Annotated in this window: 43 protein-coding genes and 1 tRNA gene; 17 read left to right on the top strand and 27 right to left on the bottom strand. The window is 57.1% G+C overall.

The genetic code is table 11. The features are described 5' to 3' along the window. Positions 1–25: 25 nt before the first annotated feature. Positions 26–238 carry a hypothetical protein gene (locus AACW30_RS16585; RefSeq protein WP_106580534.1) on the bottom strand — a complete coding sequence of 71 codons (213 nt, stop codon included), beginning with the start codon at positions 236–238 and terminating at the stop codon, positions 26–28. 161 nt (positions 239–399) lie between these two features. Here AACW30_RS16585 and AACW30_RS16580 point away from each other — a divergent pair, with 161 nt between their 5' ends. Next, positions 400–705, top strand: a complete 306-nt coding sequence (locus AACW30_RS16580) for a hypothetical protein (protein ID WP_106580535.1) — start codon at positions 400–402, stop codon at positions 703–705. A gap of 143 nt (positions 706–848) precedes the next feature. Continuing rightward, complete coding sequence (locus AACW30_RS16575) at positions 849–1,169, top strand: I78 family peptidase inhibitor (protein ID WP_106580536.1); 321 nt, start codon at positions 849–851, stop codon at positions 1,167–1,169. A gap of 74 nt (positions 1,170–1,243) precedes the next feature. On the opposite strand, the gene AACW30_RS16570 is transcribed toward AACW30_RS16575, so the two are convergent. After that, on the bottom strand, positions 1,244–1,456 hold the full coding sequence (locus AACW30_RS16570) for a cold-shock protein (protein WP_003234260.1): 213 nt from the start codon (positions 1,454–1,456) through the stop codon (positions 1,244–1,246). A gap of 292 nt (positions 1,457–1,748) precedes the next feature. After that, positions 1,749–2,060: a hypothetical protein gene (locus AACW30_RS16565; RefSeq protein WP_106580537.1), complete on the bottom strand. Its 312-nt coding sequence runs from the start codon at positions 2,058–2,060 to the stop codon at positions 1,749–1,751. Between the two features lie 369 nt (positions 2,061–2,429). Here AACW30_RS16565 and thrS point away from each other — a divergent pair, with 369 nt between their 5' ends. The 9 genes from thrS (at position 2,430) to AACW30_RS16520 (ending at position 9,886) form a co-directional block, all read left to right on the top strand. Beyond that, positions 2,430–4,352 (top strand): threonine--tRNA ligase, encoded by a 1,923-nt coding sequence (thrS, locus tag AACW30_RS16560; RefSeq protein ID WP_119742672.1) that lies wholly within the window; start codon positions 2,430–2,432, stop codon positions 4,350–4,352. Next, positions 4,352–4,903, top strand: a complete 552-nt coding sequence (gene infC / locus AACW30_RS16555; RefSeq protein WP_015884933.1) for a translation initiation factor IF-3 — start codon at positions 4,352–4,354, stop codon at positions 4,901–4,903. The genes thrS and infC overlap by 1 nt, the downstream gene beginning before the upstream one ends. Positions 4,904–4,963: 60 nt before the next feature. Continuing rightward, complete coding sequence (gene rpmI, locus AACW30_RS16550; RefSeq protein WP_002553160.1) at positions 4,964–5,158, top strand: 50S ribosomal protein L35; 195 nt, start codon at positions 4,964–4,966, stop codon at positions 5,156–5,158. Between the two features lie 30 nt (positions 5,159–5,188). Continuing rightward, a complete protein-coding gene (rplT, locus tag AACW30_RS16545; protein ID WP_053257052.1) occupies positions 5,189–5,545 on the top strand; it encodes a 50S ribosomal protein L20 in 357 nt (118 codons plus the stop codon). A gap of 109 nt (positions 5,546–5,654) precedes the next feature. Next, complete coding sequence (pheS, locus tag AACW30_RS16540; protein WP_003192486.1) at positions 5,655–6,671, top strand: phenylalanine--tRNA ligase subunit alpha; 1,017 nt, start codon at positions 5,655–5,657, stop codon at positions 6,669–6,671. A gap of 26 nt (positions 6,672–6,697) precedes the next feature. Then, on the top strand, positions 6,698–9,076 hold the full coding sequence (pheT, locus tag AACW30_RS16535) for a phenylalanine--tRNA ligase subunit beta (RefSeq protein WP_200625365.1): 2,379 nt from the start codon (positions 6,698–6,700) through the stop codon (positions 9,074–9,076). 3 nt (positions 9,077–9,079) lie between these two features. Beyond that, positions 9,080–9,382 carry an integration host factor subunit alpha gene (ihfA, locus tag AACW30_RS16530; RefSeq protein WP_002553164.1) on the top strand — a complete coding sequence of 101 codons (303 nt, stop codon included), beginning with the start codon at positions 9,080–9,082 and terminating at the stop codon, positions 9,380–9,382. Then, on the top strand, positions 9,363–9,719 hold the full coding sequence (locus tag AACW30_RS16525) for a MerR family transcriptional regulator (protein ID WP_003174972.1): 357 nt from the start codon (positions 9,363–9,365) through the stop codon (positions 9,717–9,719). The genes ihfA and AACW30_RS16525 overlap by 20 nt, the downstream gene beginning before the upstream one ends. 90 nt (positions 9,720–9,809) lie before the next feature. Beyond that, positions 9,810–9,886, top strand: a tRNA-Pro gene (locus AACW30_RS16520). Between the two features lie 69 nt (positions 9,887–9,955). Here the strand turns inward: AACW30_RS16520 and AACW30_RS16515 are convergent. Both AACW30_RS16515 and AACW30_RS16510 read right to left on the bottom strand, forming a co-directional pair. Continuing rightward, entirely contained in the window at positions 9,956–11,152 is a 1,197-nt protein-coding gene (locus AACW30_RS16515; protein WP_200625364.1) for a tyrosine-type recombinase/integrase, read from the bottom strand. A 352-nt stretch (positions 11,153–11,504) separates the two neighbouring features. Next, on the bottom strand, positions 11,505–11,708 hold the full coding sequence (locus AACW30_RS16510) for a hypothetical protein (RefSeq protein ID WP_200625363.1): 204 nt from the start codon (positions 11,706–11,708) through the stop codon (positions 11,505–11,507). Between the two features lie 124 nt (positions 11,709–11,832). On the opposite strand from AACW30_RS16510, the gene AACW30_RS16505 reads away from it, so the two are divergent. Then, positions 11,833–12,081: a hypothetical protein gene (locus tag AACW30_RS16505; protein WP_234452720.1), complete on the top strand. Its 249-nt coding sequence runs from the start codon at positions 11,833–11,835 to the stop codon at positions 12,079–12,081. A gap of 36 nt (positions 12,082–12,117) precedes the next feature. On the opposite strand, the gene AACW30_RS16500 is transcribed toward AACW30_RS16505, so the two are convergent. The 6 genes from AACW30_RS16500 to AACW30_RS16475 all read right to left on the bottom strand — a co-directional run bounded on the left by AACW30_RS16500 (position 12,118) and on the right by AACW30_RS16475 (position 15,178). After that, a complete protein-coding gene (locus AACW30_RS16500) occupies positions 12,118–12,576 on the bottom strand; it encodes a phage protein NinX family protein (RefSeq protein WP_200625361.1) in 459 nt (152 codons plus the stop codon). Between the two features lie 49 nt (positions 12,577–12,625). Then, positions 12,626–13,210 (bottom strand): hypothetical protein, encoded by a 585-nt coding sequence (locus AACW30_RS16495; RefSeq protein ID WP_325167595.1) that lies wholly within the window; start codon positions 13,208–13,210, stop codon positions 12,626–12,628. Then, on the bottom strand, positions 13,207–13,536 hold the full coding sequence (locus AACW30_RS16490; protein ID WP_200625360.1) for a hypothetical protein: 330 nt from the start codon (positions 13,534–13,536) through the stop codon (positions 13,207–13,209). The genes AACW30_RS16495 and AACW30_RS16490 overlap by 4 nt, the downstream gene beginning before the upstream one ends. Before the next feature lie 80 nt (positions 13,537–13,616). After that, the gene (locus AACW30_RS16485) at positions 13,617–14,105 is read right to left on the bottom strand and encodes a hypothetical protein (protein WP_200625359.1); all 489 of its coding nucleotides are present in this window, start codon (positions 14,103–14,105) and stop codon (positions 13,617–13,619) included. Next, positions 14,102–14,341 (bottom strand): hypothetical protein, encoded by a 240-nt coding sequence (locus AACW30_RS16480; protein WP_200625358.1) that lies wholly within the window; start codon positions 14,339–14,341, stop codon positions 14,102–14,104. Before AACW30_RS16480 ends, AACW30_RS16485 begins: the two co-directional genes overlap by 4 nt. 408 nt (positions 14,342–14,749) lie before the next feature. Then, on the bottom strand, positions 14,750–15,178 hold the full coding sequence (locus AACW30_RS16475) for a hypothetical protein (protein WP_200625357.1): 429 nt from the start codon (positions 15,176–15,178) through the stop codon (positions 14,750–14,752). A 73-nt stretch (positions 15,179–15,251) separates the two neighbouring features. Here AACW30_RS16475 and AACW30_RS16470 point away from each other — a divergent pair, with 73 nt between their 5' ends. Then, positions 15,252–15,488 (top strand): hypothetical protein, encoded by a 237-nt coding sequence (locus AACW30_RS16470; RefSeq protein ID WP_200625356.1) that lies wholly within the window; start codon positions 15,252–15,254, stop codon positions 15,486–15,488. Positions 15,489–15,497: 9 nt separating this feature from the next. Here the strand turns inward: AACW30_RS16470 and AACW30_RS16465 are convergent, their stop codons facing one another. Together AACW30_RS16465 and AACW30_RS16460 are read right to left on the bottom strand one after the other, a co-directional pair. Beyond that, the gene (locus AACW30_RS16465; protein WP_200625355.1) at positions 15,498–15,875 is read right to left on the bottom strand and encodes a hypothetical protein; all 378 of its coding nucleotides are present in this window, start codon (positions 15,873–15,875) and stop codon (positions 15,498–15,500) included. Between the two features lie 4 nt (positions 15,876–15,879). After that, positions 15,880–16,191 carry a hypothetical protein gene (locus tag AACW30_RS16460; RefSeq protein ID WP_200625354.1) on the bottom strand — a complete coding sequence of 104 codons (312 nt, stop codon included), beginning with the start codon at positions 16,189–16,191 and terminating at the stop codon, positions 15,880–15,882. A gap of 96 nt (positions 16,192–16,287) precedes the next feature. Between AACW30_RS16460 and AACW30_RS16455 the strand changes: the two genes are divergently transcribed. Both AACW30_RS16455 and AACW30_RS16450 read left to right on the top strand, forming a co-directional pair. Beyond that, complete coding sequence (locus AACW30_RS16455; protein WP_200625353.1) at positions 16,288–16,473, top strand: hypothetical protein; 186 nt, start codon at positions 16,288–16,290, stop codon at positions 16,471–16,473. A 73-nt stretch (positions 16,474–16,546) separates the two neighbouring features. Then, a complete protein-coding gene (locus tag AACW30_RS16450) occupies positions 16,547–16,798 on the top strand; it encodes a hypothetical protein (RefSeq protein WP_200625352.1) in 252 nt (83 codons plus the stop codon). A 173-nt stretch (positions 16,799–16,971) separates the two neighbouring features. On the opposite strand, the gene AACW30_RS16445 is transcribed toward AACW30_RS16450, so the two are convergent. Both AACW30_RS16445 and yejK read right to left on the bottom strand, forming a co-directional pair. Further along, entirely contained in the window at positions 16,972–17,205 is a 234-nt protein-coding gene (locus AACW30_RS16445; RefSeq protein WP_200625351.1) for a hypothetical protein, read from the bottom strand. Positions 17,206–17,450: 245 nt separating this feature from the next. Next, positions 17,451–18,458 (bottom strand): nucleoid-associated protein YejK, encoded by a 1,008-nt coding sequence (gene yejK / locus AACW30_RS16440; RefSeq protein WP_200625350.1) that lies wholly within the window; start codon positions 18,456–18,458, stop codon positions 17,451–17,453. A gap of 95 nt (positions 18,459–18,553) precedes the next feature. On the opposite strand from yejK, the gene AACW30_RS16435 reads away from it, so the two are divergent. Next, positions 18,554–19,399 carry a putative phage abortive infection protein gene (locus AACW30_RS16435; RefSeq protein WP_200625349.1) on the top strand — a complete coding sequence of 282 codons (846 nt, stop codon included), beginning with the start codon at positions 18,554–18,556 and terminating at the stop codon, positions 19,397–19,399. Here the strand turns inward: AACW30_RS16435 and AACW30_RS16430 are convergent. The 9 genes from AACW30_RS16430 to AACW30_RS16390 all read right to left on the bottom strand — a co-directional run bounded on the left by AACW30_RS16430 (position 19,371) and on the right by AACW30_RS16390 (position 24,484). Continuing rightward, positions 19,371–19,706 (bottom strand): hypothetical protein, encoded by a 336-nt coding sequence (locus AACW30_RS16430; RefSeq protein WP_200625348.1) that lies wholly within the window; start codon positions 19,704–19,706, stop codon positions 19,371–19,373. The genes AACW30_RS16435 and AACW30_RS16430 overlap by 29 nt on opposite strands. Positions 19,707–19,775: 69 nt before the next feature. Further along, a complete protein-coding gene (locus AACW30_RS16425) occupies positions 19,776–20,246 on the bottom strand; it encodes a hypothetical protein (protein ID WP_200625347.1) in 471 nt (156 codons plus the stop codon). Next, positions 20,243–20,485 (bottom strand): hypothetical protein, encoded by a 243-nt coding sequence (locus AACW30_RS16420; protein ID WP_200625346.1) that lies wholly within the window; start codon positions 20,483–20,485, stop codon positions 20,243–20,245. Before AACW30_RS16420 ends, AACW30_RS16425 begins: the two co-directional genes overlap by 4 nt. Further along, the gene (locus AACW30_RS16415; protein WP_200625345.1) at positions 20,482–22,110 is read right to left on the bottom strand and encodes a YqaJ viral recombinase family protein; all 1,629 of its coding nucleotides are present in this window, start codon (positions 22,108–22,110) and stop codon (positions 20,482–20,484) included. Before AACW30_RS16415 ends, AACW30_RS16420 begins: the two co-directional genes overlap by 4 nt. Beyond that, positions 22,107–22,913 carry a phage recombination protein Bet gene (bet, locus tag AACW30_RS16410; RefSeq protein WP_200625383.1) on the bottom strand — a complete coding sequence of 269 codons (807 nt, stop codon included), beginning with the start codon at positions 22,911–22,913 and terminating at the stop codon, positions 22,107–22,109. The genes AACW30_RS16415 and bet overlap by 4 nt, the downstream gene beginning before the upstream one ends. A 168-nt stretch (positions 22,914–23,081) precedes the next feature. Then, the gene (locus tag AACW30_RS16405) at positions 23,082–23,276 is read right to left on the bottom strand and encodes a hypothetical protein (protein WP_145163822.1); all 195 of its coding nucleotides are present in this window, start codon (positions 23,274–23,276) and stop codon (positions 23,082–23,084) included. Continuing rightward, positions 23,273–23,464 (bottom strand): hypothetical protein, encoded by a 192-nt coding sequence (locus AACW30_RS16400; protein ID WP_200625344.1) that lies wholly within the window; start codon positions 23,462–23,464, stop codon positions 23,273–23,275. The genes AACW30_RS16405 and AACW30_RS16400 overlap by 4 nt, the downstream gene beginning before the upstream one ends. Further along, positions 23,461–23,898, bottom strand: coding sequence for a hypothetical protein (locus AACW30_RS16395; protein ID WP_200625343.1), 438 nt, complete (start codon positions 23,896–23,898; stop codon positions 23,461–23,463). The genes AACW30_RS16400 and AACW30_RS16395 overlap by 4 nt, the downstream gene beginning before the upstream one ends. 388 nt (positions 23,899–24,286) lie before the next feature. Beyond that, positions 24,287–24,484 (bottom strand): hypothetical protein, encoded by a 198-nt coding sequence (locus tag AACW30_RS16390; RefSeq protein WP_200625342.1) that lies wholly within the window; start codon positions 24,482–24,484, stop codon positions 24,287–24,289. A gap of 515 nt (positions 24,485–24,999) precedes the next feature. Between AACW30_RS16390 and AACW30_RS16385 the strand changes: the two genes are divergently transcribed. Then, positions 25,000–25,311: a DUF1654 domain-containing protein gene (locus tag AACW30_RS16385; protein WP_200625341.1), complete on the top strand. Its 312-nt coding sequence runs from the start codon at positions 25,000–25,002 to the stop codon at positions 25,309–25,311. A 48-nt stretch (positions 25,312–25,359) separates the two neighbouring features. Here the strand turns inward: AACW30_RS16385 and AACW30_RS16380 are convergent, their stop codons facing one another. From AACW30_RS16380 to AACW30_RS16370, 3 genes are all read right to left on the bottom strand, one after another. Next, on the bottom strand, positions 25,360–25,935 hold the full coding sequence (locus tag AACW30_RS16380; protein WP_234452719.1) for a hypothetical protein: 576 nt from the start codon (positions 25,933–25,935) through the stop codon (positions 25,360–25,362). A gap of 172 nt (positions 25,936–26,107) precedes the next feature. After that, on the bottom strand, positions 26,108–26,473 hold the full coding sequence (locus tag AACW30_RS16375) for a hypothetical protein (protein WP_200625340.1): 366 nt from the start codon (positions 26,471–26,473) through the stop codon (positions 26,108–26,110). Continuing rightward, entirely contained in the window at positions 26,466–26,786 is a 321-nt protein-coding gene (locus AACW30_RS16370; RefSeq protein ID WP_200625339.1) for a hypothetical protein, read from the bottom strand. The genes AACW30_RS16375 and AACW30_RS16370 overlap by 8 nt, the downstream gene beginning before the upstream one ends. Positions 26,787–26,822 lie beyond the last annotated feature (36 nt).

The following is a 26,822-nucleotide window of genomic DNA, read 5'->3' as shown; positions in this document are numbered from 1 at the left end:
CCGGTCGGCGTTCGCCGGCCGGTTCTTATTCGCGCTCGGGGTTGTGTGCGCCCATGTGATCGGCCGGGTATTTTTCGAATACCTGACCGATGAAGGCCTGTGCAGCCCGAGTGCCGAGTTCCTTGACCAGCAGGTCGATTCCGATGATTGCCAACTCCTCCGGGCTTCCGGGGCTGTAGGAACTTTGTCCTTGGGGCCACTTGGCTTTGATGTCGGCTTGGAGGGTAACAGTGGTCATGGGGGGGGGGCTCGCGGAGTTGGAAGTACTGGGCAGTGCGCTAAAACGCGGCTCTTACCGGCGCAGTTAACCATTTTTGGGCAGCGTTTGGCACTGCTACTTAGGCATGAGGCATGTGCTGTGCGACACTGTGCCTCTGTTTAATTGCCGGGGAACGCCAGGTGCAGATCGATTTGAACAACCCCGAGAACCTGACGCTGGAAGCTGTTCGTCAGTTGCTGGCCAGCGCCAGCGATGACGAGCATACCCAGTTGCGTGTGACCAAGGCCGGGATTGCCTACATTTCGTCAGGCGTGGTGGGCGGCACTGATATCGCCGGCTTGCTGTTTCGCCTTGAGACCTGGGCCAAAGGCTCCGGTTATGTCGGTAACGTGGCGGCCAGTGATGAAGTCTGGGTCATGCAGATATTCAACGCGCTCAAGCAGAATTGGCCGAACCCACCGTTCGACTACATCGACATCTACTGAATACATTCATATCTGGTGACGATTGACCGAGCGAATGCTCGGCCTGAGTCAGGCAGACTTGCCCGCGGGCGATTCACGTCTTGAAACCAATCCCCCGGATCGCTGTCGCACGATCTCTGTCCATTTTTATCATAGGAGGCTTCATGCCTTGGAAGCTCGCATCATTCGGTACTTTGTTGGCAGCATTCGCGTTGGCGGGTTGCAGCACCCCGGGTACCTCTGAGCCAGCCAAAGACGCCGCCGTGGCCGATGCCGGTCATAGCCGCTGTGAGGCTAAGGCCGCCGAGTTCGCGATCGGCCAGAAAGCCTCGCCCCAATTGCTGGAACAGGCGCGTACACGTGCCGGTGCGCAGAACGCACGTATCCTCAAGCCTAATGACATGATCACCCTGGAATACCGTTCCGACCGCCTGAACCTGAACACCGATGACAATCTGGTGATCACACGAGTCAACTGCGGCTAAGAACTTCGCGGCTTTTGTAGCGCCCATAAAAAACCCCGTCACATGGACGGGGTTTTTTTTAGCTCAGCGGAGAATTACTCGCCGCGAACCTGTGCAGCTTGCATACCCTTTTGGCCTTTCTCAGCCACGAAGGAAACGGTTTGGCCTTCTTTCAGGCTTTTGAAACCGTCGCTTTCGATAGCTTTGAAGTGTACGAACAGGTCGTCACCGCCACCTTGAGGAGTGATGAAGCCGAAGCCTTTTTCATCGTTGAACCATTTAACGGTGCCGGTTTGGCGATTAGACATGGTGTATCTCCAAGAAACATATATTTTCAGTAGTGCTGTGCTGCTCAGGCCAACTGGGCACACTTGGCTATCATAGTCGAAATGTTCGACTTGGGAGCCCCCCCAAGGCATTGTTTGCTAATCAATAGCGTTGCATTTACTGCCTGGGCTGGCTGAAAGCCCCGATCTACGGGGCTTTGGTGCGAAATATCAGCTGTTAAAAAAAGCCGTAAAAGCTGCGTAATTTGTGCGAAATGGCAATTTTTGGGCTGTTTTTTCAGCGCGACGGCCGTCTGATCAGTGATCGTTCTGATTATTTCTTCACGACTTTGCAGGACGAAATAGCCGCGACAGCTTTGTTCTTAAGCGCCGGATCTGCGTTCTGGTTGGTCATGAGCTCCTTGATCTCAGCGGTGCTCAATTCGGCGTTGATCTTGTCAGCGCCACATTCGCAATGGTCTTTGGCAGTTTTGGCGTCCACGCTTTGCTGGGCTGCCGAACTGCAATCTTTGATGAAGTTGTCGCGAGCGCCGGTTGGCCAGTTCGATGGGGCGGCTGCCTGGGCGCCGAGCGACAGGAAGGCCAGGGAAGCAGCGAGAGCGAGGGTCGAGGTGAAACGCATCATGTGGATGCTCCTTTGGGTCGAGGACGAACAGCGATTCTCGGTGTGTTTGAGGCATGGCGTACAGCTCAAGTTCACTTTTGCACCTATAAAGCCTGGAATTTGTCTTTTCAGAAAGGCGGCGCCAGCGCTATGACCGTTCATCTGTGCTAGCATCCTCGGCCTGGCTATTTACAGGCGTGCCAAATTGCCGCCTTGCCATGTTCTTTTTAGCTCACTCCAGTCACTCTGGTTCGATTATCGGTTGGCCGAAAGGCTCCTGCCGCTGTAAGGCAGGCGTTCATCATTGAACGGCCTGGTGTTGGATCTTGTACTGGCTCATCCCAACCCACGTGACCTTTGGTAGGGGTCACCACTAGGAGAGGAGGCGCCATGCCAACTATTACTCTTCCCGACGGCAGTCAACGTTCATTCGATCATTCGGTATCTGTAGCCGAAGTCGCCGCTTCCATCGGTGCAGGCCTGGCCAAGGCCACCGTAGCCGGCAAAGTCGACGGCAAGCTGGTTGACGCCAGCGACCTGATCACCAGCGACGCCAGCCTGCAAATCATCACGCCCAAGGATCAAGAGGGGCTGGAGATCATTCGCCACTCTTGCGCGCACCTGATTGGCCATGCGGTCAAACAGCTGTACCCCACCGCAAAAATGGTGATCGGTCCGGTCATCGATGAAGGCTTCTATTACGATATCGCCTACGAGCGTCCGTTCACTCCGGACGACCTGGCCGCTATCGAGGCGCGCATGCATGCGCTGATCGAAAAAGATTACGACGTAATCAAGAAGGTCACGCCGCGCGCCGAAGTGATCGACGTGTTCACCGCGCGTGGTGAAGACTACAAGCTGCGTCTGGTGGAAGACATGCCGGACGAGCAGGCGATGGGCCTGTACTACCACGAAGAATACGTCGACATGTGCCGTGGCCCGCACGTGCCGAATACGCGCTTCCTCAAGTCGTTCAAGCTGACCAAGCTGTCTGGCGCCTACTGGCGCGGCGACGCGAAGAACGAGCAACTGCAGCGCATCTACGGCACTGCCTGGGCTGACAAAAAGCAGCTGGCGGCCTACATCCAGCGCATTGAAGAAGCCGAAAAACGTGACCATCGCAAGATCGGCAAGCGCCTGAACCTGTTCCACCTCCAGGAGGAAGCGCCTGGGATGGTGTTCTGGCACCCGAACGGCTGGACCCTGTACCAGGTGCTTGAGCAGTACATGCGCAAGGTTCAACGCGAAAACGGCTACCTGGAGATCAAGACTCCGCAGGTCGTAGACCGCAGCCTGTGGGAAAAGTCCGGGCACTGGGCCAACTACGCCGACAACATGTTCACCACTCAGTCGGAAAACCGCGACTACGCCATCAAGCCGATGAACTGCCCATGCCACGTGCAGGTGTTCAACCAGGGCTTGAAGAGCTACCGCGAGTTGCCGATGCGTCTGGCCGAGTTTGGTGCCTGCCACCGTAACGAGCCGTCGGGTGCGTTGCACGGCATTATGCGCGTGCGCGGTTTCACTCAGGACGACGCCCACATCTTCTGCACCGAAGAGCAGATGCAGGCTGAATCCGCCGCGTTCATCAAGCTGACCATGGACGTTTATCGCGATTTCGGCTTCACCGAAGTCGAAATGAAGTTGTCCACTCGTCCGGAAAAACGCGTCGGCTCCGACGAGCTGTGGGATCGCGCCGAAGCTGCACTGGCCGCCGCCCTAGACAGCGCGGGCCTTGCGTACGATCTGCAGCCGGGTGAGGGCGCCTTCTACGGTCCGAAAATCGAGTTCTCGCTGAAAGATTGTCTTGGTCGTGTCTGGCAATGTGGTACTTTGCAGCTCGATTTTAACCTGCCGATTCGTTTGGGAGCCGAATACGTCTCCGAAGACAACAGCCGCAAACACCCGGTTATGTTGCACCGAGCGATCCTTGGCTCGTTCGAACGGTTTGTCGGAATCCTGATCGAGCACTACGAGGGTGCGTTCCCTGCGTGGCTGGCTCCGACTCAGGCAGTGATCATGAATATCACTGATAAACAGGCAGATTTTGCAGCTGAAGTTGAAAAAACTCTCAACGAAAGCGGATTTCGTGCCAAGTCCGACTTGAGAAATGAAAAGATCGGCTTTAAAATCCGCGAGCATACTTTGCTCAAGGTTCCCTATCTTTTGGTTATCGGAGATCGGGAAGTCGAGATGCAGACTGTCGCTGTGCGTACTCGTGAAGGTGCTGACCTGGGCTCGATGCCCGTCGCCCAGTTCGCTGAGTTCCTCGCGCAAGCGGTTTCCCGGCGTGGTCGCCCAGATTCGGAGTAATTATTATTAAGCGTGAAATGAGACAAGATAAACGAGCTGCACCGAAAGCCCCGATCAACGAGAATATCTCGGCACGCGAGGTTCGGTTAATTGGCGCTGACGGCGAGCAGATTGGCATCGTCTCGATTGATGAAGCGCTTCGTATTGCTGAAGAGTCCAAATTGGACCTGGTGGAAATCTCCGCCGATGCAATCCCACCCGTTTGCCGGGTGATGGACTACGGCAAGTCGATCTTCGAGAAGAAGAAGCAGGTTGCCGCAGCGAAGAAGAACCAGAAGCAGATTCAAGTAAAAGAAATCAAGTTTCGTCCAGGGACGGAGGAAGGGGATTACCAGGTAAAACTGCGCAACCTGGTACGTTTCCTGAGTGATGGGGACAGGGCCAAGGTATCCTTGCGATTCCGCGGCCGTGAGATGGCCCACCAGGAGCTGGGGATGGAACTCCTCAAGCGGGTTGAAGCTGACCTGCTGGAGTACGGTTCCGTCGAGCAGCATCCTAAGATGGAAGGACGCCAGCTGATTATGGTCATCGCCCCGAAAAAGAAGAAGTAATCAACAGGGCACGGCAGGCCTTCTGATTATGTTTATCAACTGAATGCGGAGTATCCGAACATGCCAAAGATGAAGACTAAAAGTGGTGCTGCTAAGCGGTTTCTGAAAACTGCTAACGGTATCAAGCACAAGCACGCTTTCAAGAGCCACATCCTGACCAAAATGTCGACCAAGCGTAAGCGTCAACTGCGCGGTAGCAGCTTGCTGCATCCGTCTGACGTGGCAAAAGTCGAGCGCATGCTGCGCCTTCGTTAATTTTTGGATCAAGACTAGAGGAAGTAACTCATGGCTCGTGTAAAGCGTGGCGTCATTGCCCGTAAACGTCACAAAAAAATTCTGAAACTCGCTAAAGGCTACTACGGCGCACGCTCGCGCGTATTCCGTGTTGCCAAGCAAGCGGTAATCAAGGCAGGCCAATACGCCTACCGTGACCGTCGTCAGAAAAAACGTCAGTTCCGCGCTCTGTGGATCGCTCGTATCAATGCTGGTGCTCGTGTTAACGGTCTGTCCTACAGCCGTTTCATCGCTGGCCTGAAAAAAGCGTCCATCGAAATCGACCGTAAGGTTCTGGCTGAACTGGCCGTGAACGATAAAGCGGTGTTTGCTGCGATTGTCGAGAAAGCTAAAGCCACCTTGGCTTAAGTACCCCCGACAGTCACCGTGGGCTACTCCTGTAGCCCACGGTGGTAAACGTCATAAATAGGGGAAGAGCCTTCAAGCTCTTCCCCTATTTTGTATCTGGAGTCTGTACATGGAAAACCTGGACGCGCTCGTCGCTCAAGCCCTTGAGGCTGTGCAAAGCGCTGAAGATGTAAATGCCCTGGAGCAAATCCGGGTTCACTACCTTGGCAAGAAAGGTGAATTGACTCAGGTGATGAAGACCCTGGGGAATTTGCCGGCTGAAGAGCGTCCGCAAGTCGGTGCGCTGATCAACGTTGCCAAGGAGCGTGTCACAGAGGTTCTCAATGCGCGCAAGGCGTCGCTCGAGGAGGCCGATCTTGCGGCCAAACTCGCCGCCGAGTCCATTGACGTGACCCTGCCTGGCCGTGGCCAGGCCTCGGGCGGTCTACACCCGATCACCCGGACTCTGGAACGTATCGAGCAGTTCTTTACCCACATCGGCTACGGCATTGCCGAAGGCCCTGAGGTCGAAGACGACTATCACAACTTCGAGGCGCTCAACATCCCAGGCCATCACCCGGCCCGGTCGATGCACGACACCTTCTATTTCAACGCAAACATGCTGTTGCGCACCCATACCTCGCCGGTACAGGTCCGCACCATGGAAGCGAACAAGCCGCCGATCCGCATCGTCTGCCCAGGCCGTGTGTACCGTAGCGACTCGGATATCACCCACTCGCCGATGTTCCACCAGGTCGAAGGCCTGCTGGTTGATCGCGACATCAATTTTGCCGACCTCAAAGGCACTATCGAAGAATTCCTGCGGGTGTTCTTCGAGAAAGAGCTGGCGGTGCGTTTCCGTCCTTCGTTCTTCCCGTTCACCGAGCCGTCCGCTGAAGTCGACATGGAATGCGTGATGTGCAGCGGCAAAGGCTGCCGCGTCTGCAAGCAGACCGGCTGGCTGGAAGTGATGGGCTGCGGCATGGTTCACCCTAACGTGCTGCGCATGTCCGGGATCGACCCGGAAGAGTTCTCGGGCTTTGCCTTCGGCATGGGCGTTGAGCGTCTGGCCATGCTGCGTTACGGCGTGAACGACTTGCGTCTGTTCTTCGACAACGACTTGCGGTTCCTCGCGCAATTTCGCTAGTCGTAACGAATCTTTAGGAGAGCAGGATGAAATTCAGTGAACAATGGCTGCGTGGCTGGGTAAGCCCGCAGGTAGATCGCGACGAGCTGGTTGCTCGTCTGTCGATGGCCGGCCTTGAGGTCGATAGCGTAACGCCGGCCGCCGGTGTTTTCAGCGGCGTGGTCGTAGGCGAGGTGCTGAGCACCGAGCAGCACCCGGATGCTGATAAATTGCGTGTGTGCCAGGTCAGTGATGGCGCGCAGACGTTCCAGGTCGTGTGCGGAGCGCCTAACGTGCGCCCGGGCCTGAAGATTCCGTTTGCCATGATCGGCGCCGAACTGCCAGGCGACTTCAAGATCAAGAAAGCCAAGCTGCGTGGCGTTGAGTCCAACGGCATGCTCTGCTCCCAGGCTGAACTGCAAGTGGGCGAGGGCAACGACGGCCTGATGGAACTGCCGGCCGACGCGCCAGTAGGCCAGGACATTCGTGTCTACCTGGAGCTTGAAGACGCCAGCATTGAGGTCGACCTGACCCCGAACCGCGGCGATTGCCTGTCCCTCGCTGGCCTGGCCCGCGAAGTAGGTGCGTTGTACAACGCTCCGGTAACCCGTCCTGTGGTTGCCGCAGTAGCTGCCGTGCACGAGGAAGTACGCCCGATCGAAGTGCTGGCGCCAAACGCTTGCCCACGCTACCTCGGCCGTGTCATCCGCAACGTCGACCTGTCCAAACCAACCCCGCTGTGGATGGTTGAGCGCTTGCGCCGCGCCGACGTACGCAGCATTGACGCTGCCGTCGACATCACCAACTACGTGATGTTGGAGCTGGGCCAACCGCTGCACGCGTTCGATCTCGCCGAAATCAATGGCGGCATCCGCGTACGCATGGCCGAAGAAGGCGAGAAGCTCGTCTTGCTCGACGGCCAGGAAGTCAGCCTGCGCGCCGATACCCTGGTGATCGCCGATCATTCCCGCGCCCTGGCCATTGCCGGCGTGATGGGTGGCGAGCACAGCGGTGTGTCCGCGACCACTCGCGATATTTTCCTCGAAAGCGCGTTCTTTGATCAGATCGCCATCGCCGGCAAGGCCCGTTCCTACGGCCTGCACACCGATGCCTCGCATCGCTACGAGCGTGGCGTGGACTGGAAGCTGGCCCGTGAAGCCATGGAGCGCGCCACTGGCCTGCTGCTGGAAATCACCGGCGGCGAAGCTGGCCCGATCACCGAAACCGTGAGCGAGCAGCACCTGCCGTCCGTTGCTCCGATCACCCTGCGCGCCAAGAGCGTCGAGCAAATGCTCGGCCTGGTGATTGATCCGGCTCAAATCGAGCAGCTGCTGTCGGCTCTCGGCCTGAGCATTACCGCGGGCGGGGAAGGGCAGTGGCACGTTGAAGTGCCAAGCCATCGCTTCGATATCAGCCTGGAAGTTGACCTGATCGAAGAACTGGCCCGGCTGTATGGCTACAACCGCCTGCCGGTTCGCTACCCGCAAGCACGCCTGGCGCCGCAGCCTAAAGCTGAGGCCCGTGCGCACTTGCCGGAGTTGCGTCGCCTGCTGGTCGCCCGTGGCTACCAGGAAGCGGTGACCTACAGCTTCATCGATCCTAAACAGTTCGAGTTGTTCAACCCTGGCGTCGAGCCACTGCTGTTGGCCAACCCGATCTCGAACGACATGGCGGCCATGCGTTCGTCGTTGTGGCCGGGCTTGGTAAAGGCACTGTCCCACAACCTGAACCGTCAGCAAGACCGCGTGCGCATGTTCGAAAGCGGCCTGCGTTTTGTCGGCCAACTCGACGGCCTGAAACAAGAACCGATGCTGGCTGGCGTGGTGTGCGGCAGCCGCCTGCCTGAGGGCTGGGCCCAAGGCCGCGACGCCGTGGACTTCTTCGACGTCAAGGCTGACGTGGAAGCGGTATTGGGCTTTGCTGGCGCGCTCGACGATTTCACGTTCGTGCCGGGCAGCCACCCAGCGTTGCATCCGGGCCAGACTGCGCGTATCGAACGCGAAGGGCGCCTGGTGGGCTACGTAGGCGCCATCCATCCGGAGTTGTCGAAAACCCTCGGTCTGGACCGTCCGGTGTTCGTTTTTGAGCTAGTCTTGGCGGAAGTCGCGTCGGGCAAGATGCCTAAATTCAGCGAGTTGTCGCGCTTCCCTGAAGTGCGTCGTGACCTGGCCCTGATCGCCGATCGCGAAGTCGCCGCCACTGCCGTTCTGGATGTAATCCGTGAAAATGCAGGGGAATGGCTGACAGACCTCAGGCTATTTGACGTCTATCAGGGTAAAGGCATTGATCCGCATAGAAAAAGCCTTGCAGTTGGCTTGACCTGGCAGCATCCATCGCGCACTCTTAATGACGATGAGGTGAATACCACGACACAAAATATCCTCACCTCGCTCGAACAAAGGTTGAACGCCACGTTAAGGAAGTGACGTATGGGGGCTTTGACGAAAGCTGAGATGGCGGAACGTCTGTACGAAGAGCTGGGTCTGAACAAACGCGAGGCCAAGGAATTGGTCGAGCTGTTTTTTGAAGAAATCAGGCACGCTCTGGAAGACAACGAACAGGTCAAATTGTCCGGTTTCGGCAATTTTGACCTGCGGGACAAACGCCAGCGGCCTGGCCGCAATCCAAAAACGGGAGAAGAAATCCCGATCACGGCTCGCCGTGTGGTCACCTTTCGTCCAGGGCAGAAGTTGAAGGCCCGAGTTGAGGCTTATGCTGGAACCAAGTCATAACGACGAACTACCCGTCATCCCAGGCAAACGCTACTTCACCATTGGTGAAGTCAGCGAGCTTTGTGCGGTCAAGCCGCACGTGCTGCGCTATTGGGAGCAGGAGTTTCCTCAACTCAACCCCGTCAAACGCACCGGGAACCGTCGGTATTATCAGCGCCAGGATGTGCTGATGATCCGACAGATCCGTGCGTTGCTGTACGACCAGGGGTTCACCATCAGTGGCGCGCGTCAGCGCATGTCCGGTGATGAAGCCAAAGACGACACCACCCAATACAAGCAACTGATCCGCCAGATGATCTCCGAACTCGAAGATGTGCTGGTGGTTTTGAAGAAATAACGTCGGCTTTTAAAATACTTCCACATTTCAAAAGCTTGCGGTATATTCCGGATCGCTTCGTAGCGAAGCGAACCCAGTAACACGCCTAGTCGGGGCGTAGCGCAGTCCGGTAGCGCACTAGCATGGGGTGCTAGGGGTCGAGTGTTCGAATCACTCCGTCCCGACCATATTTTACAGTGACTTAGCCGAACTCTAGCCAGTTCGGCTTTTTTACGTGTAGGGACTTTTGCGGGGGATCATCCCAACTTCCTCCTCAAGATTGTCAGCGCTGGCCCACGAGAGTCAGTTGCCGACACTTTGTTCGCAGCCTCAATCAAGTGCTGCAACTCCGGGGTAGAATAGTGGCTCGTAATGCTGCCGTTCTTATGCCCCAACAACGCTTTCCGATCCTCCTCCGTCACGCTCGCTGCACGTAGCCTTCTACCAAAGGTGTGCTTCAAGTCGTGAATCCGGATCGACCTGAATCCGGGGTGTGCTGGCGACTGGTGGACCTTCTCCCAACTGTCCGCTGCGCGCACTCTGGCTTTCTTCCAGGCCGAATCATTCATTCGGTGTATGGCTGTTGGACCGAACTGATCTGGCTGCCCGTACGGAAACACCAAGTCTCGGTGCAGGCCGCGCTGCCCATCAATGATGGACATCGCCACCTTGTTCAAGATCACCAGGCGCTCATCTCCGTTCTTTACCCCCGCCTTTTCACTCCGCCCGCCGAATCCGGCAGGTATCAGAAACACGCTGGTGTTCAGGTCCGGCACCCGTATTTCCCAATCCCATCGCAACTTGCACACTTCCTGCTCCCGGCAACCCGTGTTCACCTTATAGAGGGCCATCCTCAACAGGTGGTCGGGCAGCTCAGGGAACAAAAGAGCCTGTTCTTCCCATGACATAGGGTAGGGCTTACGACTCGACTTCTTCTCCTCAAGCATTGATATCATCGGCACACTTTCCAGCCATGGCCGTTTTTCAGCATCGCGCCACTTGCGGTGGCATAGGTTCAAGATCCTGACGACTCGTTGCAGGGCAATGTTTACCGTCCTGTTGGATACGCCTGGCTTGACCTTCCCTTTGTCCGTCTTGCTCGGTCGCTGCCGGTCACGGATGAATGTGGCCAATGTCCCGTCATCGATGTGCGTTACTGGCAGATCCCCGATGTACGGATCAAGCTGTTCGATATGGGAGGCGGAAAGGCCGATCGACGCTTGGTCTTTGAACTCGACCAAGAACCGCGTGGCTGCCTCGCGCCAGGTTCGCACCTGACGCACGCCGTAAATTTTTTCCTGCCGCAGCTTTTCCAGCCGATGAATCAGGTACTGCTCGGCTTCCTCCCTTTCGCTTGCTCCAGTGCTTTCCTGAAGTCGGCTACCTCTGACGACTTTGTCGATGTGCCAAATCCCGTTCCTCTGGTAGAGGCCCGACATTGTTTTTCGCGCCATTGTTTTGCTCCTTGGCGCCCACTGCGGGGCGGATTGTTGTCCTGTTCTGCCTGCTTTTCAATTGCCATGGCTTCGATATAGGCGTCGGCCCACTGGTCAAGCTCATGCCGGTCGAAGGCAACGCCCTGTTTTCCAATAGGGAATTCGCGGATGTGGGGGCGAACCGTGTTCTTGAATTCTTCCCTGCACATACCGAGGTAAGCGGGTGCGTGCATCGCCCGGATGAAGCGGGGAGCGGTCTCTAGGACCGGCGCTAACTTTGTGTTGGCCATAGGAAATGCCTCGCCACGCCGTTGCCGGGTGGATTTATTGGTTTGGGGCGTCCTTGCCGCGCTGGGCGGCAGAAGGTGGGTTATTCGGTGCGGAAGACTTCGGCGCGGACGGCGCGCCATTCTTGCTTAGTGGTCACTGGCTCGCGGCCGAACCAACGCTCAGCATCGTTTGCCAGATCCTCGCGGGCGTGGCTCCAGCCGCCGCCACGACGAAGCGCGCACACTCGCACTTGGTCGCCGAGTGATTTGCACTTCCCGATCTTCGTTTCTGCGCAAATAAACATGCAGGAATACCTCGCCCGCCGCTCACCGGCAGGCATCTAGGGGGATGGAGTAATGGCGTTTTGCTGTGATTTCAACTGCTTCAGAAGTGATGTAAAAAAGGCTAAAACCACTTCGTGATGAGGCATGGACGTGTCACACAGTATTGATGCCCCGATAGCGCATGCTTACCGGGGCCACGTGATGTTTCTCAAGTTCGACTGGCGACGCCCGAACGACAACGCCCCGGTCGCGGCCAAGATCATCGAGCCCGCTCCAATCGACGGCTTGGGCCAAGTTGCTGCTGAACTGGAAGGGCCATGGCCTGATTATCCAGCGGCACTGGACGAAGCTATGGCCGCTGCTGAACGCTGGATCGACAGCCAGTTGCCCTAGGGCCGCTCACCGGCAGGCATGTAGGGGGATTGGGGTTTAGGCGAGTTCTGCAGGGATGCTGATGGTGTCGCCAAACGCAGTGGCTACGATCGCGCGGCAGGCAGCAATGAGGTGCGTCGTCCCTTCACAAGCCTTGTAATGCAGCGCACTGGTAAGCGCGACAATCGGCTCATTCCCGTGCTCATCTTCTGGCCCGGTGCCGATGGTCCCAAAGCTGATACGGTGCTTGTCGATCAGTGAGCCGCCTTGGCTCCAGTCGCTGGAGTAAGCAGGGCATGGGTTGGAATAGCTGGGGCTTTCGGCAATCCGAAGCCTCGGCTTTTTTATCTGCCAAAGCCGTTGCTTTTCGTAGTCGGTGAAATCGCCAGGCTGTAACTCAGCCATCTGCTCAGCGACCGTGTGGACAAATACAGGTCGGCCGATTGCCTTGGCAACTGCCCAGTCCAAAGCCTGGCCTGTAAGGTCGGCGACTCTCACTTCAGTCTTTGCGTTCATGGCCTCGGCCCCTTGTAGATGAAGACGTAGGCGAACCAGGGGGTGGCGATCATGGCGTCACCCGCTGGCCGAGCATCACATCGGCCACAATTTCCCAGAGTTGGGGTGGTGACCACTGGTAGCGGTCGAAGTCGCCATCTGGCTCAACACCGATTACGCAACTCGACTGCGCGCCTTTCTGGCCCTCCCAGCCCTTTTTCAGGATCGTCGCTACCTTTCCGTCACCACCTGGCTCTGTTTGGTGAAAGTCGTAGGCCCGCATGCGATACATCGACCCGGCAGCAATGGCCTGTCGACTGGTTTGCAGCATCTCTACAGTTCCATTGCGCACCCATGGCCGGCCGCCCCTGGCGCTGCGGGCGCCTTCATGGATGTACAGCTCATGCGTTGCCTGCTTGAAACAGGCGGCTGCGGGCGGTAACTCGGCAAATTCAACGTTGATCTGCGTGCCCACGATTACCAGGGAGTCAAAATCAAAGCGGTGATTGTGGATGGCCGAGTGCTCAAAGCACGCCCGGCGCGGCAGCTCAGGGTGCCAGACGTGCATGCGCTGTTTGCCTTCCAACTGGATCTGCACAAAGCCCAGGCCGTGCAGGGTGATCTTGTCGGTCATTACGTCGTCGATGATGCTCACGGCGTCACCTCCCGGCGCGCCCACCAGCAGACCGGACCGTCGTCGGTGTCGTGAATAGCCAGGCAGAACCAGCCTTCGCCATCAGGCCGACCCGGTTCCCAGTAGCTGCAGTCCGGGTCGCCTGCTTCGAAATAGCGCTCAGAGACCGCTTCGTCGCTGTGGTATTCGAGGCTCACCATTTTCACCTGCAAGCCCTGTGCAACGATCCAGGCCTTGCACTTATCACCGTCGCCCTCGTCGAAGTCGGGCATATCGGGGTGAGCGAACATGCCGTATTCATCGCGCACGACCGGGGCTTGCTGGATCAATTTGATTTCTTCAGGCATGACTTCGTCCTTGCCGCTATAGCGGCTGACTTTGAAGGGGGAGGGGTTACAGGTTTTGCGGGTGGAGTACGGATGTACTCTTATCTGGATTTGACGTTCAGGCGCTCTGCGAGCTGGCGGATCTGGATACCAGTAATTCCGGGGAATTCGGGGATGTCGTGAATGGCTTGCACGATAAGAGCAATCGTAGCTACCAGCGCGGGCTGCTCGGCGTAGAGCCCAATTTTGCGAACAAGGCCTGGCGGCGTTGGTAAGTGCGACCACTGCAGCGCAGCTAGGCCGCTCCCTTCTGGCCCGTGACAGATCCACGCCACCGGCTCGCCCTGGGGCTGGGCGGCTACCTTTGCCATAGCTTGAACCACTCCAAGCAAATAAACCGCGTCAACTTCTTCGGTGTAACCAAGGCATAGCCTATCGCCTTCATGTCGCGTGCATTCAGCCTCGTCCGTGAGGTCTGCCGAGCTACCAAGCCAGCCGCATTTAGTGCACCGCGCCGGGTAGTAAAGCCCGACAATTCTGGCCTCGCCGATGTAGCGCGGCACGCCGTCAATCGTTTGGTTGGTGGTCATGGCTTGGCTACCTTTTCGGGCACTGATGCTTCCGCCTCGGTACGGAATTTGATTGGCGCAGTATCGCCGTGGCGACCTTCTGTCCAGTTGATGCGCTTGCTGCAATAGCATCCGGTCTGCTGCGACAGGTCGAAGTTCTGGCGAAACCCCATGTCGATTCCGGTCATGCCGTGCTGGCGCGCCAGAGCGACTACCGCTTGGGCAAACGCGATGTCGTGGTCAGTAATTGCTGTCATAAATACCTCAGCAAATCAGTTGTGCCAGTGCCAGCAGGCACCAGCAGTAGGCGGGGAGTTGGGTCACGACTTGGCGGCAACATTGCATAGCACCACCTCATCATCATCCAGCGCGGACACGACGCCGATTTCACTCAATGCCTTTGCCGCCATCGGGTGATTAGCTTCGAGAGCAGTTCTTTCTGCGCTTACCCAGATGTCTAGCCCAGTTCCGCTGTTTCCGTTATTGGAGTAGCTGCTGCAAGACTCTGCATCATCCTTGGCGGCTTCGAGGTAGTCCTTGGTTCTGCAATGAGGGCAGATGTAGGTGCAGTCAGTCGGGTCGTATCCTTCACCATCACCTGCATACCAAAGGTAGCCACCCTTGCGGCATTGCCAGTCGCCGCGCTCGTACGCACACCAGGATATTTACGCATCGCCACCACCCTCTGCTGGCTTGAGTGCGGCGTCAGTTTCGTATTTCAGCACGCAGAAAACGCCGCCAGCTTCAGCACTCCATCTGTGCAACAACCCCTCCAGCACATCCACCCGCTCATCCGCTGCGGTCAGCAGGACTTGGAGTGCGTCACGCTCAGATCGAAGACGAGTGATAACTTCGTGCAATGTCTGTGCACTGGCGTCTGCTGAATCGTTATCTGCCTGTAGGTAGTTCGTGGTAACCAACAAATGATCAAAGTTCTTTTGTAGGTCAGCCTCCCGCCCCAGAGCCGCGTCACGCTCGGCGGTTACCCGGTCTAGGTCTTCCGGCTGAACAACCCAGGGCTGGAACAGCGCTTTCGAAACGCCTTCAACTCCTGGAATGAAGCCTTTCAGCTTCCATCGCATTACTTCGGACACGGTAATTTCCTTGCCGGGCCATGCCCGGGCGGTGTGGTGCTACGATGGCCCCTTCCTCTAAATGGGCTGGACCATGACCAAGCACGATATTTACGATGAGATCGAAGGCTTTCAGGTTTGGAACTACATGGAGTGCGACAAGGACGAGGAAGGCCGGGAGACCTGGCGTATCAACGTCGAGGTAAAGCGCGGTGGTGAGGTAGTGGTGCCGGTGGTTGCGGGTGACCGAACCTATGTTGACCGTGGTCTTGCGCAGGTTGCAGGGCGTGAGGTCGGGGCCCGGTTGATTGCCGGGCTCGAAGCTCGTTAATCAGTGCGGTCAGGCGGCGTAAGTCGCCTCCGGCACCCAGTCTGCAAACCCAACCTTTGGCGCACCAGTTTTGGTATTCAGGATCGGCTTTTTCTTGGCGTCGACCAGGACGGCCTTGGTCCTGATCTTCAGGTCGCGGCAGACAATGCTCTTTCGGGCCATGTCCATGAACTGCTGGGCGTACTGGGGGGCGTCGAACATAGGCGACAGGCGCACGCATTTTTTGCCGGCCATAATCTTCGCGACCTGCACCTCTACCTCCGCCTCCCACTGCGAGACGGTCAGGTCGATGCGCTTGCCGTTCTCGTTTTTGAAGGTGGGCGTGTGCTCTTTTGCCTCTTCGCGAGCCCAGTTCTCGCTCATTCCAAACACTGCAAAGGTGGTCATGGCTTTACTCCAGGTAGTTGAGTGCTTTCTGAAGCAGCTTGCTCACCGGCAGCTCTTCATCTTCGCTGTGATTTATTGCGCGCCTGATCAGCTCGCATGCCTCGTAAGCAGCGCCTCGTAACCGATCCAGCTCTTCATCGTCGTCTTGGGCTTGGCTTTCGAGCATGCGGATGTCTTCGCGAAGACTCTCGGCCTCTGCGCCTGGATCAATGCACTGCGCGGTAAGGCGGCGGGTAAGCTCAGCGGCGGCGGCGGGCTCAAGCGCTGCGTAGTGCAGGCACTCTTCGTCGCTCAAAGCGCTTGCAGGAATGCTCATGTGTTATCTCCAAGCGTGCGCCCGCCTCGCTGGCTGGCGTGAAGTGGATTTGTGGGCTATTGGTATCTGCGTTGCTCGACTTGGCAGGAGGCCGATATGAGACTGCAAAGCGATATCGATGCACTCGCAGCAATCGAGGAAGACGCACGCGCGATGCTGAAGCGGATAGGCATTCCCGACGACAAGCAGAAGCTTGAAGTCTTGATCTGCTTGCGACAGATAATCGACCTTGCGAGCTACAGAAACCAGATCGACGAGTATTCGGAGCCATTGGCGCGATAGTGCGCGGCTGGCACGGCTCGTTGATATGGGGTATTACGGGTGACCGGCATGGAGCCGGATCAAGGAAAACGAGATGCCACTTTTAGTTGACCGTACGCCGCCAGTTGACTACGACGACCCGATTCACGGCGTGCCCTTCGTGATCGCCTTTAACTGGGGCGATCAGTACAATCCGGTTCCCCAAGAGCTCATCGTTCTGACAAAGGTTGGCAACGATATCATCGTCGCGGCGACCCGGCAGATTGGCTGGTCCTCTTATGAGGAAGCTGTCTGGATTGGCAAGCTGGCGGCTGATAACTTCGTCTCGAAATACTGGCAGGACTGAAGGACAGTCAGTGAGGCGTGGTGACTTCGTCGTCTGGCTCTGGCGGGTCGCCGGCGAGCGACTTCAATCCCGCCGCCCTGATGATCTGCGACACCTTTCCGTAACTACTAGGTGTCGCGACACTCCATCGTACCCGTCTAGACACGCAGAATATCGAGGAACGAATGCGTTAGTTACATCGACAACTCTCTGAGCTTACGCTCGGTTGCTCGATCAAACTGGAGGAGAAGCTCCTCACCTTGCTCTCCAGTGATGACGCCAGCGCAAATCAGGCCGATTACAAAGCCATGAGCTTTCGCGCCGTATTTCACCGCCAGTATTAGTGATCCAGCCGTTTCTATATCTCTGAGAATTTTCTCTGCAGGACGCAGCGCTGCGACTGGCAAGTCGAAACTTTCACTGGTCATCATTGACTCCGAACGCACACACAAGGTTTTTAGGCGATATGCCAATCGGGGCTTTTTGCCCTCTATAAAATCACGACTGCTGCGGTAAAGCGGGGTTCAAAATAATGAACTGACCCAGCTTATGAACTCAGGCTGTAGAAAGATATTCGTCGCATGGATCGTTGCGTAATTCTCGCAGACTTTCGCTATGAAAGGCTCGCGCCACGTTTGCGCTAATTAGGATTTCGAGGCACGGATAGCTCTGATCAGACCGTTGCGCGCTTGAGCTGATCCGTCAGCTGCGTGGGCAGGTTTCGCAGCGTCAGGGTGCCGCCCGCTTCGTCGAACTCGATCTTGTCGCCCAGCAGGTGCGCCTCGAAACTGATCGACATACCCTCAGCCCGCCCGGTGAACCGCCGGAATTTGTTGAGGGTCTTCTTGTCCAGCGGCAGGGTTTCGGAAATTCCGTAGTCCTTGGCCTTGATGAAGTCGTAGAAGTTCTTCGGCCGGTCTTCGTCGACCAGGCTCGACAGTTCGTTGAGCGCGATCGGCTCGCCCAGTTTGGCCTGGGCCATGGAGTAGCTGACCAGCGCCTGGGTCTTCTCGCGTGCCGACTCTTCTGGCAGATCCTCGCTTTCAACAAAGTCGCTGAACGCCTTCAGCAGCGTCCGGGTTTCGCCCGGTCCGTCGATCCCTTCCTGGCAGCCAATGAAGTCGCGGAAGTACTCGCTGAACTTCCGACCCTGCTTGCCCTTGATGTACGAGATGTACTGCTTCGACTGTGGGTTGTTCTTCCATTCGCTGATATTGATCCGCGCGGCCAAGCGGATATGGTCCAGGTCCAGGCGCTTCACTGTCATCAGGTGGAGTTCTTCGGTCATGGTCACCGCTTCTGTTTCCCGCACCAGGGCGATGACCAGGTAATCGGTAATACCTTGCTGGTAATGGCAGAAGAGCGCGTGCCCACCGGTGGAAAGGTTCGATTCTTCCATCAGCTTGGTCAGGTGTTCGACCGCGGTGGTGCTGAACTCCAAGAAGGTGGAGCCGCCGGCCAGGTACTTGCTCAGCCAGCCGCTGAGGGGATACGCACCCGACTCGGCGTGAAAGAACCCCCAGGCCTTGCCGGCGGTGGCGTTGTAGTTTTCGTTGAACTGCTGCATCAGGTCGTCACGGGCGCCGCTATCCACTTGCTCGTCGCTGGCGAGATGCAGAACGGCCGGGCTCCCGTCGGGCTTCTTGTCGATCTGATGGATGATGCTGTGGCGGATGGGCATTGCGTTTACCTCAGGTAGGCGCCGTCCTCCGTGACCGGTGGTGGCAATTTGGTTAGGGTTGGGGTATTACGGGTGACCGGCATGGAGCCGAATCAATGAGCGTGCTTGATATGAGTAAACAAAGTAAATCTTGGAAACCTATAATTTTAGGGCTTCTCGCCGTTTTTTTTGTGATTGGTGTATACACCGCTTACTATATTTTTCTGTATGCGGGGTACGAAACATCAATCGATAGTAGTGGTAACTTAACCGGCGTTCGCTCGGGCGTGTTTGGTGACGCATTTGGAGTTTTGAATGCTCTTTTTTCGGGGCTAGCGTTTTCTGGTGTATTAATTACTTTATTGCTTCAGAGGAAGGATTTGGCTGAAAGCCAGTTGCAAAATGCCAAGCAGCAAACCGAGTCGCAGTTTTACAGTATGTTGACGCTGCAGCAGCAAGTGATTCAAGGATTTGATCTGCACGTAAATAGAAACGATCTTCAATATACTATTGAAGGGCGAGACTGTTTTAGGGATTGGCATAGAAAATTGTGTCGTGAATATAATGCGAACTATGAAGATGGACGGAGCAAGAGCTTCCGGGCAGGCATGGCATACGAGCACGTTTTACGATCTCACCAAGGTGATTTAGGGTTGTATTTTAGAAGTTTGTACTCCGTTTTCAGGTTCGTTGAATTGGCTGAGTATGGAGACGAAAAACACTTGGCACGGGTGGCGCGATCGCTTCTGTCGGACTACGAGCTAGTCTTTCTGTACTATAATTGCTTGAGTCGTAAAGGTAGTAACTTTCAGAAGTATGCAAATACCTATGAGCTATTCGACAATCTAGATATCAACTTGCTATTGGATGTTGGTCACGTACTTTTCATGGAGGAAAGGGCGTTTGGTAAGAATATGGAGGCCCTAGCTGCACTTAAGAGTTTGAAAGCGCCGGCGCAATGATTTCATCCCCTGGATCGCGCTTCAACTCAGCTAAGGTTTGATTCCGAAACTCCAGCGCCACGTTTTTGCTAATCACGATTTCGTGGCGCTCTTTCAATGCTTCCCGCGCACCGTCTGGCCCAAGCGAATGAACATAGCGTAGACAGCCTTCAATCACAGAAGCTTGTTCGGTGTCCTCACTCCAAGCCATGAGCTCCTCCAGCTTCTGCCGCGTGCCGAGCCTGCAGCGGTGCCGCAACTCCTTCTCGTCGAACTCGATCCGCTTCAGCGCGGCTTTCGCTGATCGCTCTCGTCCAGTCTTGGCCATGGCCTACCTCTTCTATTCCGCTGGCCGGCAGTGCGAGCCAGATTTGTCGTTTGCGTTGCTGGGTGCGGGCTATGCGGCGCATGAATCGACCTTCACCTGGCGCCAGGCGCCGACGGCTTCGAAGATGCGCGCCGCGTGGGCCTCGTCCAGCGATAGGGTGTCGGGGATGGCGATCCAGCCAGAAGCCACCATCTGACTTTGGTTGGCCTCTTCGCGCAGCTTCTTGTAGCAATGCTCGATCACGTCTTCCAGGTGGTCGGAGAGGTAAACACCATCGGGCGCCACCTCCACCGACTTGCTGTAGCGGTCGCCGCGGGCGTCGATGCAGAGGGCACTCAGGTAGATCGTCCACCTGTGGGGAATGCCGCAGACAGCCTGGCCAATCTTCCCCGGCGCGATGTTTTTCAGCGACTTGTAATTGATCATGCCCTGGCGGCCACTGGGGTCGATGTTGACCACTGCGACGTGGTTAGCGGCCAGCAGCGACCGGCAGGACCGGACAATGCGTGCTTTTAGGTTGTGGGGTTTGCGCTTGCTCATAATGCCTCCGCGAGTTTGCGCAGCGCCTTACGCTCGTCCCGCGTGATGGGCGGCTTGCGACGCTTGAGGATGGTTGTCGGGTCGATTAATTCTGATCGCTTTGCCGGATCTGGATTGATCGCCGGGCTCTCGCCGATTGTGATCTTCCCGCCGGCGGCCAAGTGCCGGCGAACCTGACTGGAAAGCTCCAGCGCCTTCTCGCGCCGGAAGTCGATATCTGATCTGAGGTTGCTAATCATGCTGCCGCCTTGCCGAGTGTCACCCCAGCCATGCTGAAGTTTGCACCCTGCGCTGCGACCATCGCGTCGAGCGCTTCCCAGTTCACCAGAAGCAGCGTGATCGGCGCCTGACCATGTGCCACCGCTTTTATCAGTGCCTCGAAGTCCGTCACGTTGGCCTGCAGCGCTACCTGCTCGACCACGTGGCTCGTTACTGGCTTTGTAGCCTGGGCGACGGGTGTCGCTGTCTGGACTGGCGTGGCGCGGACTGGCTCGGGCGCCGCCACCTTCTCCACGACCGGCTCTGGCTTGATGGCTGCCAGTCGCTGGGCTTCCTGCTCTTCGGCGATGCGCTTCGCGTCGGCCTTTGCCTGCTCCGCCTTCTGGTGTTCGGAGATTCGGAATTTGATCAGCGTCACCAAGTCATCGTTGGCTTTGGTGACCAGCTGCTGCACGTCGCTGAACAGGAAGGCATGATCAACGGCGAGCTCTGCCAGACTGGTCAGGTTCAAGCGAATACTGTCCGCTGCCTGACTTGCATCGATCTTCGCCCGGGCCAGCTCGGTATCTACCGCGTCCTGAAGGCTGGCGATGGTGCGCTTGTTCTTCATGGCGCCGGCGAAGTCCGAAACGACATGAGGCAGCGTGACTTTGCCCAGCGTCTTATTGATCGCCGCGATGTGGTCCGCAAGCGCTAGCTCGGCCTTTTGCTTGATGGTGGTCTTTACCAGCAGTTCTTGGGCCTTCACCAGCTTGTCGACTTTCAGGCGAGTCTCGCGGGCATGGGCGCTGATGCGATCCAGTGACGAAAACAGCTCGTCGATGCTTTGGGTCTGCGACAGGGCCTGTTTCTTTGCGACCGACACGGCCTCTTCGACATCACCGCACCACTTGACCGCCTTCTTGGCGTCGGCAAAGTCCTGGTCGGTGGAGAGAGTGGTTTTCACCGAGTCGATGACAGCCAGGGCTGAATCTTCAAACACCTTCAGGTTGCTGGCAGTAACCATGCCGGTCAGCTCGATGCGCAGGGCTGGCAGCTCATCAGGTGCCTTGCCGACTACGATTGAAGGCGCGTCGGCCATTTCGAAGTTGGCCAGGTCCGCCTCGAACTGTTTCCAGCCTTCGATCAACTGGGCCGCGCGCCCGGCGACGGGCCGGTACTCCATGTGCACGAAGTTCTCCGGCGTGCCATCCGAACAAACAAAGATGACTCGCTCAGCGCCGCTCACCAGCAGTTGCTGCTCAAGCTGCCAGTAGTAGTGCGGAGCTAGATCGCCAGCTTTCACCTGGGCCGCGACTGACTCATTCCACAGTTTGTGCTCGAACAGTGTCTCGCCGAGCATCGTGGCGCCATCCATGGAGGCTAGCAGGTTGCCCTCGGTCGCAACGATTGGATACAGCTCTTCGCCGATCAACGCCTCAGTCAGTGGGCGGGCGAGGGCTTCAGTAGCGTGGCCTTTGTCGAAGATAAACTGCTGAGAGGGCGTGACGTCCGGCGTGATGCCGGTCTTTTTGGCTGCCAGCAGGTCCGTGCGGGTTTGGTACTTCGAAGCGCCCATCATTGCCGGGGCTTCGGAGGCGGTGCGGAACTTGGCGCGCAGGGCAAGCCACTCGGCGGAGCCTTGAGCTACGTTGTGAATTTTCATGCTGAATCTCCATCGAGGGCTTTGAGGTTGGTGATGGTTTCGATCTGGTCATCGCGCAATGAGTACTTGCTGATGACGTTGGCAATGATGTGCTCTGGACTGGTGCGGCCAGCGTCGATCAGCGGCTGCCACTTTTGGATGTTTTCAGCCAGCAGTTCGTCGGGATAGGCAGTCTTGGCGTCCGGTTCCGGTGTGGGCTGCCGCGCCGGCGAGACGTCTTTGGCGGCTTCCTCAAATGTCTTTCCTTCCATCTCGTCGGCCGTTGGCGCTGATCCGACTTCAGGGAAAGCTTTGCGCAGGGCCTGGGCCTCGGCGCATTTGGCGAGCTGGGCAAATGCCCGACGCTTCCACATGGCGTTGGGTGCCGCGGTGTCCTTGCTAGACGTCGCGTAGTTTTCAAGCCAGCGCTCATTGGCCGTGTATTCGGCAACCAGACCGTTGCTCATCTGCCGCTTGACCGTTACACGGCACCATTCGGGATACGTGACTTCTACGCCGCTCAGCTTCGCCGTTACTGCGGGACCATATTCAGGCTCGCTGATTCCGGCGTATTGGCCGGTGCGCGCAGCCTGGATGCGGTACAGGCCGATGCCGGGCATCACTGTGTCCTGCATCTTTTTCGTCTTTGAGTTCCAGATAGGAACGATGTGCACCGGCTTCAACATCGGGTCCAGGTGCGCGGCCTGGCAGTAAGCCAACACCATCACAACAGAGTTCTTTTCTGCGCCGGGGTAGAGGCTGCTGCTCAGCACTTCAACGAGTGCGGCCTCCGACATCGCAGGCGTGTTGTCGTCCTGCTTCATTACTGCGGACATGGGGAATCCTTGCCGCGATGCTCGCAGCGATTGAAAGTGTTATTTATTGAGTGATTCGATCAGCGAGGGCGCTGAGCAACATTAGGAAGGTGAGGAAGGCGAGAACCGGGAAAGAGCCGCGCCAGATGAGTAGGCGCCTGGTGCGCTGGTGGGTGGTCACGGCCGAACCCTCACCGCAATTCGACCGCCCTTCATGGTTGCCGCCAGGCGCTTCGGCAAGGTGGCCACGGCACGCTCTCGCGGCTGGCCGATCACTTCATTGAAGGGGAGGCCGAAGCCCAGCATGATCAGCTTTGACTCAACGTCTTCAAGCTGCTCATCAATCAGCGATTTAACCGGTGCGGTGGTCATGCGGCCTCCTTGCGCTGCCTGGTGATCTTCAGCAGGCGCTGGCTGTAGTGGTTGAATTCTTCGACGGTGATCGCGTCGCCGGTAAGCATGTTGGTGATCATCCGTGCCACGACGGCTTGGGAGCCGAGCTCGCAGCTTGGGTGTTCAAGCGCCTCCAGCGCTTCGTCGATCAAGATGTGCGGGCTCATACATCGGCATCCACGTCGTCTTCGCGCTCTTCCCTTTCCGCTGCTACCGCGTCTTCCGCATACGGCCTCAGCAGCGCTACAGCGATCTTCTCGACTGCTTCAATTGGCCGTTGCTGGCCCAGCAGGTCCGCGGCGTGGGACCGTGCGTCGCTCTGGCTGCCAAGCATCGCCGACAGCAGCAGGCGGGCAAACGAATCACGCTGGTCCAAGCCGTCGATTTGGCGCTGATTTAGGTGACCCTGCAGCACGGTACAGAACCGGTCGAACGTCACGACCTGCGGCTGGCCGTAGCGGCGCTTCCACTTGATGTCGACGCCGCACACCAAGCGTTCCGCTGAATGCTCAAGCCAGTCTGTCACTTCGTCGCTCTCGCTTACCTCTGGAGGCAATTGAGCGTCGTAAAGCTCCTGGCAAATATTCAATGCTGCGCTCATGGTCGCCTCCAATGTGGCGGGTTGTTCACCTGTATTCGTCAACACTCATGCCTCCCGCTGGTTGCCGATGGGCGCGGGGGAGGAGTGCTGACGTAATAGAGGTGGGGAAGGGGGCCGGTCTTTCCCGGCTGTCACGGCGCTCGTGCCAGATCGAGGTAGCTCGCCAATACCAGGTTGGCGCTGACCCTGCGCAATGCGGGTTGAGCTATTCGCCGGTGATGCAGGTGGGCGGTTATAGGCCGCGATTTCGTCCGCATCGGGGTGTGAACTGCTTGACGTTTGTCTGCCTTTGCTCTCGCGCTGGCTGGCGGTACTCAGTTCACACCCCGATGCGCTCTCATAGAGAGGATCGGGCAGTTAACGTCAGTGCTGACGTGGCGCTGGTTGTTCAGGCGGCGCGTTCCAGCTCGCAGCACTGTTCGTAATAAGCCACTGCGATTGGCATGTGATAGCTGTCGAGAGGCCACTTGCTGACTTTGCAGCCTTGACCAGCGGGGCAATAAAACACGAACAGCTCACCCGCCTCTTTGTCCATCTGCATGCTCACTTGCGCGCCGCTTGTGAAGTCGTCTTCTATGATGATCATCTCGTCTTGCCCTCGGTTGTTTTCCCAATGCACCCGACCGAGCTGCAGTTGGGTGCATCAGTGAAAACTTCCGCCGTGACCCGCTACTGGCGTCGGTCACCGGCTTGAATCAAATGTTCTTCCAGCCGCGGGCCTTTCGGCTTGTTCTCCCGCTGGATAACTGTTCTTGGCGCTTTACGCTGCACGCCCAGGTCAGTTGCCAACCCTCTGAACCGTTTAGGCCGGTTCATCGCTGCCTTTGAATCTGGGCCGGTGGTGATCCGGCAAGGGGTGAAACCAAAGAGCGCCGGGCGGAGGCCCTTCGCAGTGGCTGTGTGTCGCTGCGATGGGGTTAATTTAGCCGCAAGCTAAAATGTCGTCAATAGCTCCGAGCTAAATATTTAGCGATGGGCGAAATCATCACGATCCGCCAGGTCAACGACTGAGGTCCATAAGCGCTTTACGCGCCAGTTAGCAGTGAGCTATGATTTTTCCATTTGCTGTATGTATATACAGCATTTAATTGGGGGGATTTCATGGCGAAGAAGCAGGCGGCACCCGCGGTTCGTGAAGAGGTGAGTGGCATGGAGCGCCTTGCGCTGCGCGTGTCGTCGATGATCAATCACCCAGTGGCGCAGGCGCAGCGCTGGGTCACGATTCATCGCTTGGACTCGGATGGGGATCGGGAGTGGGAAGAGGTGTTGGGCGTGATCGCTGATACGGACGAGCTTGAGTTAACGCTCAATGACGACGGCAGCGTGACGGTGAGGTGGGAACAGCAGGAAGTCGAGGCGTTGGGAATAAGAGAGGTCGAGTCTGAGTCAGAAGAAGAGGCGGCGCCTTTCTGACTGACAAGAAAAAGCCCGCGCTTTGCGGGCTCACTTAAGAATGTTTAGTCAGTCTGTAATCGGTGGGTACTTGCCGCTCACCGAGTCCCTGTAAACAATCTCGCTGAACAGCCTGGGGCCGTCGCGCATAACGACCACGGCCTGCTTTGCCTCTTCCTTCGTTTCAAATGGGCCGGCACCCACTGCCAGGCCGATCATTGGAACAACCGGAAGTCCGGTGCTGGTAATCGCCTCGATGGTTCGCTGCTGTTCTTCTTCGTCACGGCAGGCAGTTGATGCAACCCATCCATTTTTAAGGCGCGGGGCGGCTACTGGCTCAACATCGGCGCCGCAGTGCTTGCACTTGACCGCAGCAGTCTTGATGCTTTCGGCACACAAAGGGCAGGGGCGCGTATCTTTCTCTGCCTGGGCGGCAGCAGGGGAGCCCTTACCGCCCAACAAAACCATGAGCAGGCCGGCGAGCGCAATAACTCCGCCAACAATGGTGTGGATCTGGCGGTCAGCCATCAGCCCCAGGTTATTCACCCGGCCGCCAGCGCCAGTCGGCACGGACACATCCATGCTCAGTGCGAAGATCAGCCAGCACGCGCCGACGATCAGGGCGAATGTCCCAAATCCTTTCATTGGATCCCTCCCGTATTGAGCCCGCACTTTATCATTCGCGGTGTAAAGCCACCATTGGAGAGGTAGGGCGCACGGATAGCAAAAGGCCCGCTCAAGGGCGGGCTACGGATTCGGGAAGGGAGGGGCGGAAAAAGAAACCGGAGCTGGGCGGTACTGAATAATGCAATTGCGTTTAGTGGAGATATTTGGCAGCGGTAAACGCCAGTCCGGCCAAAGCGATACAGGCGCCAATGAGCCATCGAGTCTGCAAGATCATACTTTCAGCGACGGAAGTCTTCAGCTCGGCAATCATGGTCCCAACAGCCGCGATTTCTGCCTTGGTTGCCATCGAGCTTTCTATTCCCTCCAATTTGGTTTCCACGCGCACTAGTTTCTCCCGAATATCCTGGGATGTCTTTTCAAGTGCTACAACGCGCGATTCCAACTCGTTACCTCCAGGAGGTTCTCCTCCTCCTTTACGTTCATTTCTATCTGCTCGGTCGATGACTTCGGCTTGCTGCTTGTATTCAGCCTTAAGGTAACTGATTTTATCACTCATCATCAGCCTCCTCTCCGTGAGTAACGGTTTCTTTTCCGTCCAGAAGAAGGTCTAAAGTAGCATCAAACTTGTCAAGAAAAGTAAAGATTTCGCCCAATTCATGGTAGGAGTCTTTCGCTCTCTTCCTGCTTTCTTCTGAGCTCGCTTCTTTTGTCAAAATAGCCAGAGAGTTCATGGAGGCGCTTATCAGGGGAATGAGTGCGCCTCGAAGCGGCTGGACGAGGTTCACTACCTCGAGCCTTGTCATTGGCTCGCTTAGATATTTTTTGACTTCAGGGCTTACGGGCTCATCATCAACGCTTTCATCATCCATGTTTTCAACCTTAACCTAACTCAATAAAAAGTGTCG

This window comes from Pseudomonas sp. MF6747 (genome assembly GCF_963890955.1).
Classification (GTDB): Bacteria; Pseudomonadota; Gammaproteobacteria; order Pseudomonadales; family Pseudomonadaceae; genus Aquipseudomonas.
This window is presented reverse-complemented; position numbering and strand designations above follow the sequence as displayed.